Below are 12,524 nucleotides of genomic sequence, written 5' to 3' on the forward strand. Positions count from 1 at the left end.
GCGCCACGACCCGGGCACACCCTAGGATCACCGCATGGACTGGGGACCGCTGGCCAGCACCTGTCTCGGCGCCGTCATCGGCATCGCCACCACCCTGGCCGCCGACCACCTGCGCGCCCGCCGCAGCCGCGCCGACGACGACCAGAGCTCCCGCCGCCAGCTGTACGGGGACTACCTGGCCGCACTGGCCCGCACCCGCAACGTGCTGCGCATGGCCGCCCGCCCCACCACCCCGCCCACCGCACCCGCCGAGCACACCGCCCACGCCGCCCAGGCCTTCCACGACTCCAACGCCTACGAACTGCGGTACCAGATAGCCGTGGTGGCCCCCCGCGAGGTCGTCGAGGCCTCCACCGCGGCCTTCCGCGCACTGCGCGACCTGAAGGACCACGTCGAGCAGGGAGCCACCGTCACCGACCCCGCCTACACCCAGGCCCGCGAACGCTGGGACCACACGCTCGACGAACTGCGCATGACCATGCGTCGCGACCTGGGCCGCCCGGTCTTCTGACCCGCCCCCGCACCCACCGAGCCCCGCCGTCCCACCGCCGCCGCGCTGCCGCCACAGTGCTGAACGGCGCGCGCCGCCACGGTCGTTGCTCGCCGCCGTCACCGCTCGCCGGTGTCACGACGCCGGCCGCCGCGCCGCGCGAGCAGCCAGTACACCACGCCCGCGGGCGGCGCCACGACGAGCAGGACCACCAGCAGCCGCTCGTCGACACCCCCGCCACGCCCCGGCGCCGCCCGGACCGGAGCCGGCAGGTCCGCCGTCACCGCGTCGAGCTGCCCGCGGGTACGCGCCCGGTACACCAGCGCCACCCGCTCCTCCAACTCCGGCAGCGTCAACCGGCCCACCGCATAGTGGTGTTGCAGCCGCGCCGCGACCCGGTCCCGATCCGCGTCCGAGACCCGCACCGCCGCCGGCGAACCCACCGGCACCGGCGCCGCCCGCTCCCCGCGGCCCTCGCGGTTCTCACGGTCGTCGTCCATGGGCATCCCCCCGGGGCCGGATGGTCACCGCGTCCGGGGAAAACGGTACAACTCGCCGCAACACGCGGGCCAGGCCGCGCTCAAGCCCACCCGACACGCCCGCAGGCGTGACCCAACGAGGCGCCACGGCCGGGCGGTTGAGGCGTCGGGGGCGGCCACGGCGGCGGGCGTCAGCCGTGCCCGCCACCTCCGTCGAAGCCACCGTGCCCGCCACCGCCGTCGAAGCCGCCGTGCCCGCCACCGTCGTGGTGCCCGCCGTGCCCGAACGCCTGGCCCCCACCGTCGTACCCGTGCCCAGGGCCGTGCCCGTGCTGGTGGCCGTGGTGGCGGTCGTGGTGGTGGTCGCCCGGCGTGGCGCCGCCGCCGTCCGGCGCGCCCGGCCCGCCCGGCCCCGCGCCCATGCCCGGCCTGCCCACTCCACCCGGCCCGTGCCCGCCGCGGCCGCGGCGCGTGCGCACCCGGGTCGCGACCGCGGCGATCAGCACGGCCACCACGATCACGATGATCGCCGCGATCGCCCACACGAACCCGGTCGCCGTCGAGTCCCTGGTCACCTTGTCACCCTCCCCAACGCGTATCCGGCCGGTCTCCAGCATCCGGCCGTCCGGCCGGGCGTGTCCTGCCGTTTGAGGAACGCGAGAGCTTCCCGTCCGCCCACCGCCTCGGCTGCCCGCCAGCCCCCGCGCCTGCCCGCGCGCCTGCGCGTCCGTCGGTGTCCGGCAGGAGGATGTCAGTGGTGGCTGCGAGGCTGGCGGCATGGATGCCCGGTGGATGCTGCGGCGCGTGTACGGCGCCGACCATGACGATCCCGACCCCGGCCCGCGGCTCGGCCACGCCTATGTGGAGCTGGTGGGCGGGCCGTTGGACGGCCTGCTGCTGGACGTGACGGGCCGCAGCCGGCGCGAGCTGGCCGACGGTGCGGCGCTGACGACGGAGATCGGGGCCTACGGTGCGGGCGGCCGGGCCTGGTACCGGGCGCGGCCGGGCGACGGGCGCGTGTGGCAGTGGGAGGGCGACACCCCCTGAACCCCTGGTGACCTGGGCCAGGGCCGCGGGGGAGGGGGTGGGGGAGGGTTCAGCGGGTGGCGGCGTCGGTGAGGATCGCCTGCAGGCGCCTGCGGCACTCCTCGACGAACGCGGGGAAGGTGTGCTGGTAGTAGGAGATGCCGCTGACGCCCACGGCGATCGCCCAGGCGCGGGCCCGTGTCCAGGTGTCCTGGTCCAGGGCGACGGCGTCCCAGTAGGCGTGGCGGGCCTGCGCCGGCAGGTCCCAGACGGGGGCGTGCTCGGCGTCGGGCAGGCCCACCGACAGTGCGCCGAAGTCGATGACGGCGTGCAGGCGGCCGTCGCGCACGAGGACGTTGGTGGGTTTCAGGTCGCCGTGCAGCCACACGTGGGGCGCTGGGGAGTCGGGCAGGCGCAGGGCGGCCCGCCACAGCTGCTGAAGGTGGTCGACGTCCAGCGCCGGGCCCGCGGCGGTGCGGCAGTCGGCCATAGCGCGGGTGATCCACTGGTCGCAGTCGTGCAGGCTGCCGCCGCGGTACCAGCTCAGGTCGCCGGCGCGGTGCGCGCCCATCAGGTCGGTGCGGTGGAGCTGCCCGACCACCGCGGCCAACTCGGTGCCGAAGGCCGCCCAGTCGCCGACGGTGCCGGGGCCGGCTTCTGCGCCGTCGATCCAGCGGTGGACCGACCAGGGCAGCGGGAAGCCGGCGGCGGGCGTGCCGGCGTGGACCAGGTCGGGGATCGTGCAGGCCAGCTGCGGGGCCAGGCGGGGAAGCCAGCGCTGCTCCTTGAGCAGGGACCGGCCGTTGCCCGCGGTCCGCGGCAGCCGCACCAGCAGGTCCTCGCCCAGCCGGTACATCGTGTTGTCGGTGCCGGCGCCCGCCGGCGTCAACGGCAGGTCGGCCCACCGGGGGAGCTGCGCCCGCAGCAGGGAGCGCACAAGCGCCGGGCCGGCGGGGATCTCGTCGTCGTGAAGTGCCACGCCGCCCAGTCCACCGCGGGCGGCCCCCGCCACGCCAGCGACTTTGTCCGCCACGGCGACGGTCCTTGCCCGGGACAGCGGGTGTCACATGCGCACCGCGAGGGCGGCCAGGCGGTCCAGGGCCATGCGGGTGCCGGTCTCGTTGTCCGCGGGCGCAACGGCGTCGGGGACGCCCTGGTGGTGGACGGTCACGTCCGTGCCGCCGCCGGCGGCCGGGGTGAGGGTGGTCGTCATGGTCATGGGCGCGGCCATGTCGGCGTCCTCGGTCTCGAACTGCAGCTGCTCGACGACCTTGTGGTCCTGCACGAGTTCCAGGAAGTGGCCGCGGTAGGTGTCGGTGCGGCCGGCGGACTTGCCTTCCGCCTCCGGCGCGTCGTAGGTGAGGGAGACGCGGAACGCGCCGCCGGTGCGGGGCTCGAACGCGTGGACCTGGCAGGTCATCCCGTCCGGGAACCGCCACTGGGCGACCGCGTCGCCGTCCAGCAGGGCGCGGTAGATCACGGCCGGCGGTGCGTCGATGTGGCGGGTCACCCGGGTCTCGTACACGGCCTTCACCCTACGGCGTCGCCGGCCGGCCCGGCCGCCCCGCCGCAACGGCCTTCATCCGTGCGGCCGCAACCGGGAGTGTTGCCGTGGTTCAGCCGTGGTGGCCGCCGCCCCCGTCGAAGCCGCCGTGGTGGCCGCCGCCCCCGAAGCCGCCGTGGTCTCCCGAGTGCCCGCCGCCGAACCAGCCACCCCCATGCCCGTGCCCGTGCCCGCCGTGGTGGTGGCCGTCGTGGGCGGTGTCGGGAAACGTGCCGGTGCCGTCGTCGAGGACGTCGCCGCCGCCCGAGCCGCCTCCGCGCCCTGCGCCGTGGCCCATGCCGCGCCTGACGCCGATGACGATGCCCAGTGCGACCAGGGCGATCGTCAGCGCGGGGATCCACACCATCACGGGGTGCCGTGGAGATCATCGGGTCCCTCCCCCTCTTCTCGCTGTGCCGGGTGACCAGCATCAGCGGTACCTGCCCGCCGTGTCAGGTCACTTGAGGCAGTTCAGAGGGTCGACAGCCTGCCGTCCGATCTTGTCGAACACGCCCCGGGCCGCATCCGGCGGCAACCTGTCGGCCTATGTCGAACACGCGCTCCGAGCTCAGCAGTTGCGGGACTCGGCCCCCGCTGTGCGGGCTTGGCGCGGGAAGCGGACCGCGGCAGACACCGAAGAGCTCGCGGACATCTTCGGCGAGGACGTCGCATGACCCCTCTGGCCCGTGGCCAGGTCTGGCGTGTCCCTCTGGCCACCAAGCCCGCGCCGTGGTCATCGTCGAGTCCGACGCCGCCCTGGACGCCCTGCCCGGCACCGCCGTGTGCATGATGATCGACGAGACCCAGGGCGCCCCGGACACCGTCATCACCATCCCCCTCACCCATCCCGTGCGCGGTGCCGCCGTCGCCGTCGACCTCACCTCGCTGACCGGCAAACGCCTGACATCCGGCGACTTCCTCGGCACGGTCGATGCCCCGACCATGGACTGGATCGTCGCGGCGCTGCGGGTCACCTTGGACCTCACCTGAGGGTCGCCACTCACCTCGCTCGTCCCTGAGCACTACGGCCGGGCGAAGCCAGCGACGGGCCGTTCAGCCACAACCCGTGGTTGTGGCCGTAGGGTGGCGGGTGTGGATCTCGAGGGTGTGCGGACGTTCGTCGCTGCCGCTGACGCGGGGCAGTTCCAGGAGGCGGCCGTGGAGCTGGGGGTCACCCAGCAGGCGGTGTCGAAGCGGATCGCGGGGCTGGAACGGGGCCTGGGGGTGCGGTTGTTCACCCGGACCGCGCGCGGCGCGGAGCTGACCATCGACGGGCAGGCGTTCCTGCCGCACGCCCGCGAACTGCTGCGGGTCGCCGAACGCGCGGCGGCCTCGGTGCACACCGGGCGGCGGCCGCTGCGTGTCGACGTGCTCGCCTCGCGGAGCGCGGGATCGGGCCTGATGCGCGGCTTCCACAGCGCGCATCCCGACATCGACCTCGACGTGGTGATGCTCGTCGACATCGACACCGCCGTCGCCGCGATCCGCTCCGGGACGATCGACGCGTCCTTCCGCGCGGTGGCCATGCCCGGCCGGCCGCTGCCCCAGGGCATCGCGTGCGCGCGGGTGCTGGACGAGACGCTGCAACTGCTGACCGGGCCCGCCCATGTGCTGGCCGGCGCCCGGTCGGTGACCCTGGCCGACCTGGCCGGGCACCGGATCTGGATGCCGGGCATCGTGCCCGGCACCGAGTGGGCGGCCTACTACGACGACATGGTCGCCGAGTTCGGCCTGACCATCGAGGCGACCGGCCCCAACTTCGGCTCGGACGCGCTGCTGGACACCGTCGCCGACACCCCGGCCCTGGCCACGTTCATGGGCGAGCATGCCCGCCTGGTCTGGCCCGCCGGCCACGGCCTGCGCCGCATCCCGGTGACCGACCCGACGCCGGTCTACCCGCACGCGCTGCTGTGGCACCGCGACAACCCCCACCCGGCACTGGCGACCCTGCGCGCCCACCTCGCCGCCGTCACCCCCGGCCACGACGCCCCCGGCACCTGGCGCCCACCCTGGGCGATCCCGAACTGACCCCGGTGGCAGCAGCACTGAGGCCCGCACTCCCGGTGCCACGTCAACTCTGCACGTCGCGTGTGGAGTTCGTCTCGCCACGCACCGGCGCCCGGCGCCCCGCGCGAACCGGTCGGGTCCGTGCGGGGCACCGGGCACAAGGGGCATGCCTGACGCGGGGTGGTGGTCAGGGATGCAGTACCAGGCGGTGGACGCCGCCGTCGACGGTGCCCACGTACAGGGCGCTGCCGTCGGGGGCCGCGGCCAGGCGGGTGGTGTCGAGGTCCTGCAACCCGGCTGACACGCTGCTCCAGGTGCGGCCGTTGTCGGTGCTGCGCAGGACGCCCCGGCCGCCCTTGAGCAGGCCGTTGGGCCAGGTCTTGCCGGTGGCCGCGTACAGGGCGCTGCCGACGCGCAGCACGTCGGACACCGAGGTGGGCAGCGCGCCGAGGTCGGCGGCGGTGAAGGTGCGTGCGCCGTCGGAGCTGATCCGGATGCCGTCACCGCCGACGATCAGCCGCGGGCCGTCGAGGGTGATGGCGGTGGCCGGGCCGTCGGCGACCTTGGTCACGGTCGCGCCGCCGTCGTCGGAGCGGAACAGCCCGTCCGCGGCGCCCAGCCACAGCCGGTTCGGGTCGGCGGGGTCGCCGGCCAGGGCGGTGTAGACGCGGGTCTGGTGCAGGACCTTCCAGGTCTTGCCGCCGTCGGCGGTGGTGTACAGGCCGGGCTGGTCCATCACGTGGTAGGCGACGGTCACCCGGTTCGGGTCGGCGGGGTCGACCAGGAGCGCGTCGGGGCTCTCGCCGTACTTGCCCATGGTGGTCCAGGTCGCGCCGGAGTCGGTGCTGCGCTGGACGTTGAACTGGCCGATCGCCAGCTTCACCACCCGCCACACCACGTGGTCGCCGGCGGTGGCCAGCAGCGGGACCTGGCAGCCGATGCAGCCCTCGCCGCCGGAGCGTCCCCATTCGGTGGAGGCCACCGGCAGGGGGGTGCGGTAGGTGCCGGCGAAGGTGCCGGCGAGCAGGTTGCCGCCGCTGATCGCAAGGGCGTTGACGGTCTGGCCCTGCACGCCGATGCGGCGGGCGCCGGTGCCGTCGGCGGCGCTGTGGTACACGCCGTCGTCCTGCGCGGACATGGTCACCGAACCGTCGGCCCACCGGTCGTAGTCGGTGATCAGGGCCCGGGAGGAGGGCAGCGGGAGCTTCTGCCAGGTGCGGCCCTGGTCGTGGCTGACCCAGCTGGTGTTGTCGCTGCCGGCGCCGATGAACAGGTCGCCGCCGGAGGCGATCGGGCCGCCGCCTCCGCTGTAGAGCAGCGGCAGGGTGGTGGACCAGGTCGCGCCGTGGTCGTGGCTGACCATGACGCCGTTGCCGATCTGCCAGACCGCGACGGTGTCGCCGACCACGGCCAGGCCGGTCAGCAGGGACTCGTCCAGCACCTGCCGCGGTGTGCCGGGCGTGCCGCCGGCGACGCCGGGCACGACCCACAGGCCGGCTCCGTACGTCTCCAGGTACAGGTCGTCGCCGCTGAACGCGGCGTGGGCGACCTCGGCGGGCACGCCGCTGGGCACGGTGGTCCAGCTCGCGCCGCCGTCGGTGCTGAGCACCAGGTCGCTGCCGGTGACGGCGACCAGGGCGCGGGCCTGCTGGTCGGCGGTGAAGGCGTCGATGGCGGTGGACAGGGTGTGCAGGACCTGCCAGGTGCCGCCGTGGTCGCGGGTCTGCATCAGGTAACTGCGGCCGGGGGCACCGCCGGTGACGGCGTACCACCAGTGGGCGGCGTCGTTCGGGTCGATCACCACGCTGCCGGTGCCCTGGGCCACCGGCATCCGGCCCAGGCGGCTCCAGGAGGAGCCCTTGTCGCCGGTGTACCACAGCGCGGACTGGCCGTACTGGGCGAGCACGGCCTGGTCGGGGGCGCTGCCGGCGATCGTCAGGTCACCGCCCTGGCTGTTGGGGCCGACCGGCTGCCATCCGGCGCCGGCCTTGTTCGGCGCGGTCACCTCGAAGGCGTCGGATCCCAGCAGCTGCTGCCCGCCGGCCGCGGTCGCGGCGACCGACACCGTGTACACGCCGGGCGCGGTGCCGGTCAGCGGCGCGGTGTACCAGGTCCCGTGGTCCAAGGCGGCGGTGACGGTGACCGGCCGGCCCTTGGGCGCCTGGACGGTCAGTACCGGCGGCGCCGACAGCGGGGTGGGGCTGTAGACGTAGGCGGTGGCGTGGCCGTCGCTGGGGTCGGGGGAGACCCTGACAGTAAGCGGGCGCACGGCCAGCAGATAGGGGACGGTCAGGGGCGAACCGCGGTCGGGGCGCACCAGGACGCGGCCGTCGATGTCGGTGCCGGCGTCCGGCCGCGGGGTGTTCACGCGCAGGGTGAGGGTCGCGGTGCCGCCGGCGCGGACCGACACCTTCCGCGGGGTGACGCTCGCACTGCCGGTCGCCGAGACCGCCGCGGTGATCGTGCTGCGGCCGGGGTTGGACAGGGTCACGGTGCGGGTGGCCGACAGGGTGCGGTGCGCCATGTCGGCCAGGCCCAGGGAGACCGTGGGCGGGGACGCGGTCAGCACGGTTGCGGCCGCGGCGGCCACGTCGAGGCGGCCCGCGCCCTGGGTGGCGATCCCGGGGCCGTCCAGCGGCTTGGCCGAGCCGACCAGCGCGGAGGTGATCTGCTGCGGGGTGTCCTTCGGGCGCAACTGACGCAGCAGCGCCGCCGCGCCGGCCACGTGCGGGGCCGCCATGGACGTGCCCGACATCCGGTAGACGCCGGGCGCCCACGCGCCGTACATGGTGGACCTGATCTGCACGCCGGGCGCGACCATGTCGGGCTTGAGCGCGTAGGTGCCCGGGACCGGGCCGCGCGAGGAGAACGAGGCGATCTGGTCGGTGACGTCGCTGCCGGTGATCTCCACGGTGGCCTGGCCGGCGGCGGCCTTGGCAGCCATCTGCCGGTAGGCGAACTCGTCCAGGCCCATCAGGACCACGGAGTCGAACCGGGTGTCGTCACCGGAGGCGCTGACATGCGCGGTACTGGGCTGCGCGGGCACCACGCCCTTGCCGGCGGGCACGGACTGCGGGCCCACCCCGCCGCTGGGCGCGCCGCCGAACACCGCGACCGCGCCGCGCTTCTCGGCCTCCTGCGCCAGGCTTGCGAACCACGGGTCGTAGTAGGGCCCGAGGGCGTCCTGCACCAGCAGGGCCTTGCCGCGCACGTCGCCGACCGCGCCCCAGTCCACGTCCTGCGACGTGCCGAGGTCGACGACCTGGGCGGTGACGGGCTTGGCCGGCCCGTTGGCCGACATCAACCACGGCTGGGCCTGCACCAGTTCACGCGTGCCGCCGGTGACGTACGACGCGGACGGCAGCCGCACCCCGCTGGTGGAGGCGCCGACCGCGATGACGCCGTCGGCGGCGGCCGGGGTGCCGACCGTCTCGGGGCCGGCGTCGTTGCCGGCGGCGGCCACCACCACGACGCCGGCGCGTACCGCGGCGCTGGCCGCAAGTCCCAGCGGGTCGGTGCCGTCGCCCGGGCCGCCCAAACTCAAGTTGACCACGTCCGCGCGGTGCGGGTTGGCCGGGTCGGTGGCCGCCTCCAGGCCGGCGATGATGTCGGAGGTGTAGCCGCTGCCGCTGTCGTCCATGACCTTGTAGGCGGTCAGCGTCGCGTCCGGGGCGACACCGGTGATGCCGCCGGGCTCGGCGGCCTTGCCGGCGACGATGCCCGCCACGTGGGTGCCGTGGCCGTTGTCGTCCATCGGGTCGTCGTCGTTGTTGACGAAGTCGTGGCCGGCCACCACCTTGTGGCCCGGGCCGAAGCCCCCGCCCAGATCCGGGTGCCGGTAGTCCACGCCGGTGTCCAGCAGGGCGACGGTGATGCCGTCGCCGCGCACCGGCGTGCCGTCGGGTCCCTTCTTCGCCCACACCTGCGGCGCACCGATCAGCGGCACGCTCACGTCGGTCAGGGCGTGCACCGGCGTGTCCGGGACCACCTTGGCCACGCCCGGCTGGCGCTGCAGCGCGGCGAGGTCGCCCTCGCGCACCGTCAGGGCCACCGAGTCGCTCAGCAGCCCGAACCGGCGTACGGAGCCGGCGTGCACGCCCGCGTTCCGCACCCCGGCCAGGAAGGTGTCCTGGGCCGCTTGGATGCTCTGGCGCCGGGCGGCTATGCGGGAACTTCCCGCACCGCCGGCGGAGTCCAGGCGAGCACCGTCGGCGGCCGGGGTACCGGACAGCTCGACGATGACCCGGCGCTCGGCCCCGCCGCCGGCCGCCGCGGAGGCGGCCGGCGGCAGCGCGGAGAGCAGCGCGCCGGCTGTCACGGCGGCAACGGCGAAGGCCACGGGCCTTCTTGGGTTGATTGGCATGTCTGTAGTTCCTACGTCGGCCACGGACCGCGGGACAACGGATCACCCCTGGCCCGTTGCAGCCATTGGCACAAATGGGCCACCATGCATCCGTGCCTCAGGACCTGACTCCAGCCGGTATCGACCCATTCGACGCGTCCGTGTACCACGCGGCGGTCAGCCGGCGGGTCGCCTCACCGGCGCAGATCGCCGCCGAACTGGGCTGCTCCGCCGACCGGGTGGCCCGGGCGCTGGACCGGCTGCGCGAACACGGCCTGGTGGGGCGGCTGGCCGGCAGATCCCGCCGGTACGCCGCGATCGAGCCGCAGACCGCGCTGGACGCGCTGGTGCGGGCGCGGACCAGCGAACTGGAGCATGTGCGGGTGGCCGCCGCGGAGTTGTCGCGGATGTTCGCCGCGGCCCGCGAGGACGAGACCGAGGAGGTGGAGATCGCCACCGGCGGCGACGCGCTGGGCCGCTGGTTCGTCACCCTGCAGCAGCAGGCCCGGCACGAGGTGCGCACCCTGGACCGGCCGCCGTACGCGCTGACGACCTCCAACCCCGTCGAGGCGGCGGCCATGACCCGCGGGGTGGTCTACCGGGCGGTGTACGCGCCCGAGGCCCTGGAGTGGCCCGGTGTCCTGGACGACATCCGCGACCTGGTCAAACGCGGCGAGCAGGCCCGGGTGCTGCCGGGCCTGCGGGTCAAGGTGGCCATCGCCGACCACCGGCTCGCGCTGATCCCGCTGTCACTGGACCTCACCCAGGTCCGCGCGGCCATCATCCGGCCCTCCGCGCTGCTGGACGCCGTCGTCGACTACTGGGAGCTGTGCTGGCGGCAGGCCCTGCCGCTGGACGCGCCCGCCGCCGACCCGCTGGGCGAGGAGGATCGGCAGATGCTCACCTTGCTGGTGAGCGGCCTGAAGGACGAGGCGATCGCCCGCCAACTGGGCTGGTCGGTACGCACCATGCGGCGCCGCACCCGCCGCCTGCACGAACAGCTCGGCGCCTCCAACCGCTTCCAGGCAGGCGTGATCGCCTCCCGCCGCGGCTGGATCTGACGGCCCCCGGGCCGCCCGGACGAGGCCGGCCCCCCGCTGCCGCGCCGAACCCCACGAGCACCCTCGCGGCGCTCCCGGCACCGGGAGCAGGGCGGATGCGGCCCGCCGCGGAACCGATCATGTCCGCTGGTGAGTCCTTCATGCCGTCCGCTCCTGAGCGCAGGCCGAGATGAGGATGATGTGAAGCGCCGCTCGACGAGGTATGCCACCGCCGTACTGGCGGCTGTCTTCGCCGTGTCCGTCCTTGCCGGATGCGCCAGCGACCGCCGGGGGACGGGCGATTCGCCCGTCGCCGACCACCGCGGCGAGGACAGCCCCGCCAACGTCACCAACTTCCCCGACCACTTCGCGAACATCGCCACCAAGTGCGTCGCGGGCGCCCCGGGCTTCCGTGCTTTCGTCACCACCCGGGAGGCCGCGCCCGTCATACTCCCCGACCCCAACTGCAAGGGCTGACCCGCCCGCTGCGCCGCCTGCGGGCCACCATCGGTCAGCGGGCGGGGTGTTGGCCGATGAGGGCCAGCACCTCCCGCGCCGGCAGGGCCTGCACCAGCGTGCCGTCGCGCCCGCGGGTGGTCCTGGCGGCCAGCAGGGAGTTGAGGACGGCCTCCTCCGTGGCGTCCAGCGTCGCCTCGAACAGCGGCGACAGCTCCGGGTCGGCGAGCACCGGCGCAGCGCGGCGGGTGCTGAACGCCAGCGCGTAGTCGCCGCTCTCGTGGCCGAACGCGCTGCCGACGCGGGCCATCGCGAACACCGCCCGCCGCGCCACCCTGGTCAACTGCCGGGCGTCGAGCGGCGCGTCGGTGGCCACGACCACCACGCACGAGCCGTGATCGCGCAGCACGCCGCCGTTCGCCCCGCCGGGCACCTCCGTGCCGGCGATCCGCAGCGTCCCGCCGAAGTTCGCCAGCACCAGCACGCCCAGGGCGAACGCGGCGCCGGCCGCCTCGACCTGCCGCGAGGAGGTGCCGATCCCGGCCTTGTAGCCCAGGGAGACCATGCCGGTGCCGGCACCCACGCAGCCCTCGGCCACCGGACCCGGCGCCGCGGACGCCAGGGCGGCCAGCACGTGCGCCTCGGTCACCGGCCGGCGCCGGATGTCGGACAGGGCACCGTCGTTGCACTCGCCGACGACCGGGTTGAACGACAGCACGTCGTCGTTGGCGGGATCGGCCAGCATCCACGACACCAGCGCGTCCGCGGCGCGAAACGCGGACAGGGTCGAGGTGAGCACGATCGGCGACTCGATCTCACCCAACTCGGCCACCTGCGTGGCGCCGACGAACTTGCCCCGGCCGTTCCCGGTGAACAGGCCCGCCGGCAGCGGCGCGTGCGGACCGATCCCGGCCGGCACGACGGCCGTGACGCCGGTGTGGACGTCGGGCGCCTCCCGCACGGTGGTGTGGCCGACCAGGACGCCGGGCACGTCGGTGATCGCGTTGTGCGCGCCCGACGGCCGGTGCCCGATACGCAGCCCGAGGTCGCCGGCCCGCCGCCGGTCGTCATCACCGGCAGCGTCCGCGCCGCCTGCGTGGTGGGGGAGTTCGGTCATGGCGTGTGCGTCAGCCCTCTCATC

General features: G+C 74.8%; 13 protein-coding genes. 6 read left to right on the plus strand and 7 right to left on the minus strand.

All coding sequences use genetic code 11. The features are described from left to right. The first annotated feature begins 34 nt into the window (after positions 1-34). Positions 35-511: a hypothetical protein gene (locus ACH4TG_RS39135; RefSeq protein WP_398247775.1), complete on the plus strand. Its 477-nt coding sequence runs from the start codon at positions 35-37 to the stop codon at positions 509-511. A gap of 98 nt (positions 512-609) precedes the next feature. Here ACH4TG_RS39135 and ACH4TG_RS39140 read toward each other — a convergent pair whose 3' ends face one another. Together ACH4TG_RS39140 and ACH4TG_RS39145 are read right to left on the minus strand one after the other, a co-directional pair. Next, positions 610-990: a DUF1707 domain-containing protein gene (locus ACH4TG_RS39140; RefSeq protein ID WP_398247776.1), complete on the minus strand. Its 381-nt coding sequence runs from the start codon at positions 988-990 to the stop codon at positions 610-612. Positions 991-1,160: 170 nt separating this feature from the next. After that, positions 1,161-1,544, minus strand: a complete 384-nt coding sequence (locus ACH4TG_RS39145; RefSeq protein WP_398247778.1) for a hypothetical protein — start codon at positions 1,542-1,544, stop codon at positions 1,161-1,163. Positions 1,545-1,746: 202 nt separating this feature from the next. On the opposite strand from ACH4TG_RS39145, the gene ACH4TG_RS39150 reads away from it, so the two are divergent. Further along, positions 1,747-2,016: a hypothetical protein gene (locus ACH4TG_RS39150; protein ID WP_398247780.1), complete on the plus strand. Its 270-nt coding sequence runs from the start codon at positions 1,747-1,749 to the stop codon at positions 2,014-2,016. A gap of 49 nt (positions 2,017-2,065) precedes the next feature. Here the strand turns inward: ACH4TG_RS39150 and ACH4TG_RS39155 are convergent, their stop codons facing one another. The 3 genes from ACH4TG_RS39155 to ACH4TG_RS39165 form a co-directional block, all read right to left on the minus strand. Further along, positions 2,066-2,974 carry an aminoglycoside phosphotransferase family protein gene (locus ACH4TG_RS39155; RefSeq protein WP_398247782.1) on the minus strand — a complete coding sequence of 303 codons (909 nt, stop codon included), beginning with the start codon at positions 2,972-2,974 and terminating at the stop codon, positions 2,066-2,068. Between the two features lie 84 nt (positions 2,975-3,058). Further along, positions 3,059-3,520 carry an SRPBCC domain-containing protein gene (locus ACH4TG_RS39160; protein WP_398247784.1) on the minus strand — a complete coding sequence of 154 codons (462 nt, stop codon included), beginning with the start codon at positions 3,518-3,520 and terminating at the stop codon, positions 3,059-3,061. Between the two features lie 91 nt (positions 3,521-3,611). Continuing rightward, entirely contained in the window at positions 3,612-3,905 is a 294-nt protein-coding gene (locus ACH4TG_RS39165; protein WP_398247786.1) for a hypothetical protein, read from the minus strand. Between the two features lie 362 nt (positions 3,906-4,267). Between ACH4TG_RS39165 and ACH4TG_RS39170 the strand changes: the two genes are divergently transcribed. Both ACH4TG_RS39170 and ACH4TG_RS39175 read left to right on the plus strand, forming a co-directional pair. After that, the gene (locus tag ACH4TG_RS39170) at positions 4,268-4,528 is read left to right on the plus strand and encodes a hypothetical protein (RefSeq protein WP_398247788.1); all 261 of its coding nucleotides are present in this window, start codon (positions 4,268-4,270) and stop codon (positions 4,526-4,528) included. 102 nt (positions 4,529-4,630) lie between these two features. Further along, complete coding sequence (locus ACH4TG_RS39175) at positions 4,631-5,566, plus strand: LysR family transcriptional regulator (RefSeq protein WP_398247790.1); 936 nt, start codon at positions 4,631-4,633, stop codon at positions 5,564-5,566. 166 nt (positions 5,567-5,732) lie between these two features. Here ACH4TG_RS39175 and ACH4TG_RS39180 read toward each other — a convergent pair whose 3' ends face one another. Then, a complete protein-coding gene (locus tag ACH4TG_RS39180; RefSeq protein ID WP_398247792.1) occupies positions 5,733-9,884 on the minus strand; it encodes a S8 family serine peptidase in 4,152 nt (1,383 codons plus the stop codon). 116 nt (positions 9,885-10,000) lie between these two features. On the opposite strand from ACH4TG_RS39180, the gene ACH4TG_RS39185 reads away from it, so the two are divergent. After that, complete coding sequence (locus ACH4TG_RS39185; RefSeq protein WP_398247794.1) at positions 10,001-10,948, plus strand: helix-turn-helix domain-containing protein; 948 nt, start codon at positions 10,001-10,003, stop codon at positions 10,946-10,948. 180 nt (positions 10,949-11,128) lie between these two features. After that, positions 11,129-11,404, plus strand: coding sequence for a hypothetical protein (locus tag ACH4TG_RS39190; protein WP_398247796.1), 276 nt, complete (start codon positions 11,129-11,131; stop codon positions 11,402-11,404). A gap of 34 nt (positions 11,405-11,438) precedes the next feature. Here the strand turns inward: ACH4TG_RS39190 and ACH4TG_RS39195 are convergent, their stop codons facing one another. Beyond that, positions 11,439-12,500 carry a P1 family peptidase gene (locus tag ACH4TG_RS39195; protein ID WP_398247798.1) on the minus strand — a complete coding sequence of 354 codons (1,062 nt, stop codon included), beginning with the start codon at positions 12,498-12,500 and terminating at the stop codon, positions 11,439-11,441. Between the last annotated feature and the right edge of the window lie 24 nt (positions 12,501-12,524).

The organism is Streptomyces sp. NPDC020917, from assembly GCF_044333795.1.
Classification (GTDB): Bacteria; Actinomycetota; Actinomycetes; order Streptomycetales; family Streptomycetaceae; genus Actinacidiphila.

Excerpts from the sequence above, each read along its gene's own strand:
- ACH4TG_RS39165 (WP_398247786.1), bottom strand. The coding sequence starts at position 3,905 with ATGGTGTGGATCCCCGCGCTGACGATCGCCCTGGTCGCACTGGGCATC.
- ACH4TG_RS39135 (WP_398247775.1), top strand. The coding sequence starts at position 35 with ATGGACTGGGGACCGCTGGCCAGCACCTGTCTCGGCGCCGTCATCGGC.
- ACH4TG_RS39140 (WP_398247776.1), bottom strand. The coding sequence starts at position 990 with ATGGACGACGACCGTGAGAACCGCGAGGGCCGCGGGGAGCGGGCGGCG.
- ACH4TG_RS39195 (WP_398247798.1), bottom strand. The coding sequence starts at position 12,500 with ATGACCGAACTCCCCCACCACGCAGGCGGCGCGGACGCTGCCGGTGAT.
- ACH4TG_RS39150 (WP_398247780.1), top strand. The coding sequence starts at position 1,747 with ATGGATGCCCGGTGGATGCTGCGGCGCGTGTACGGCGCCGACCATGAC.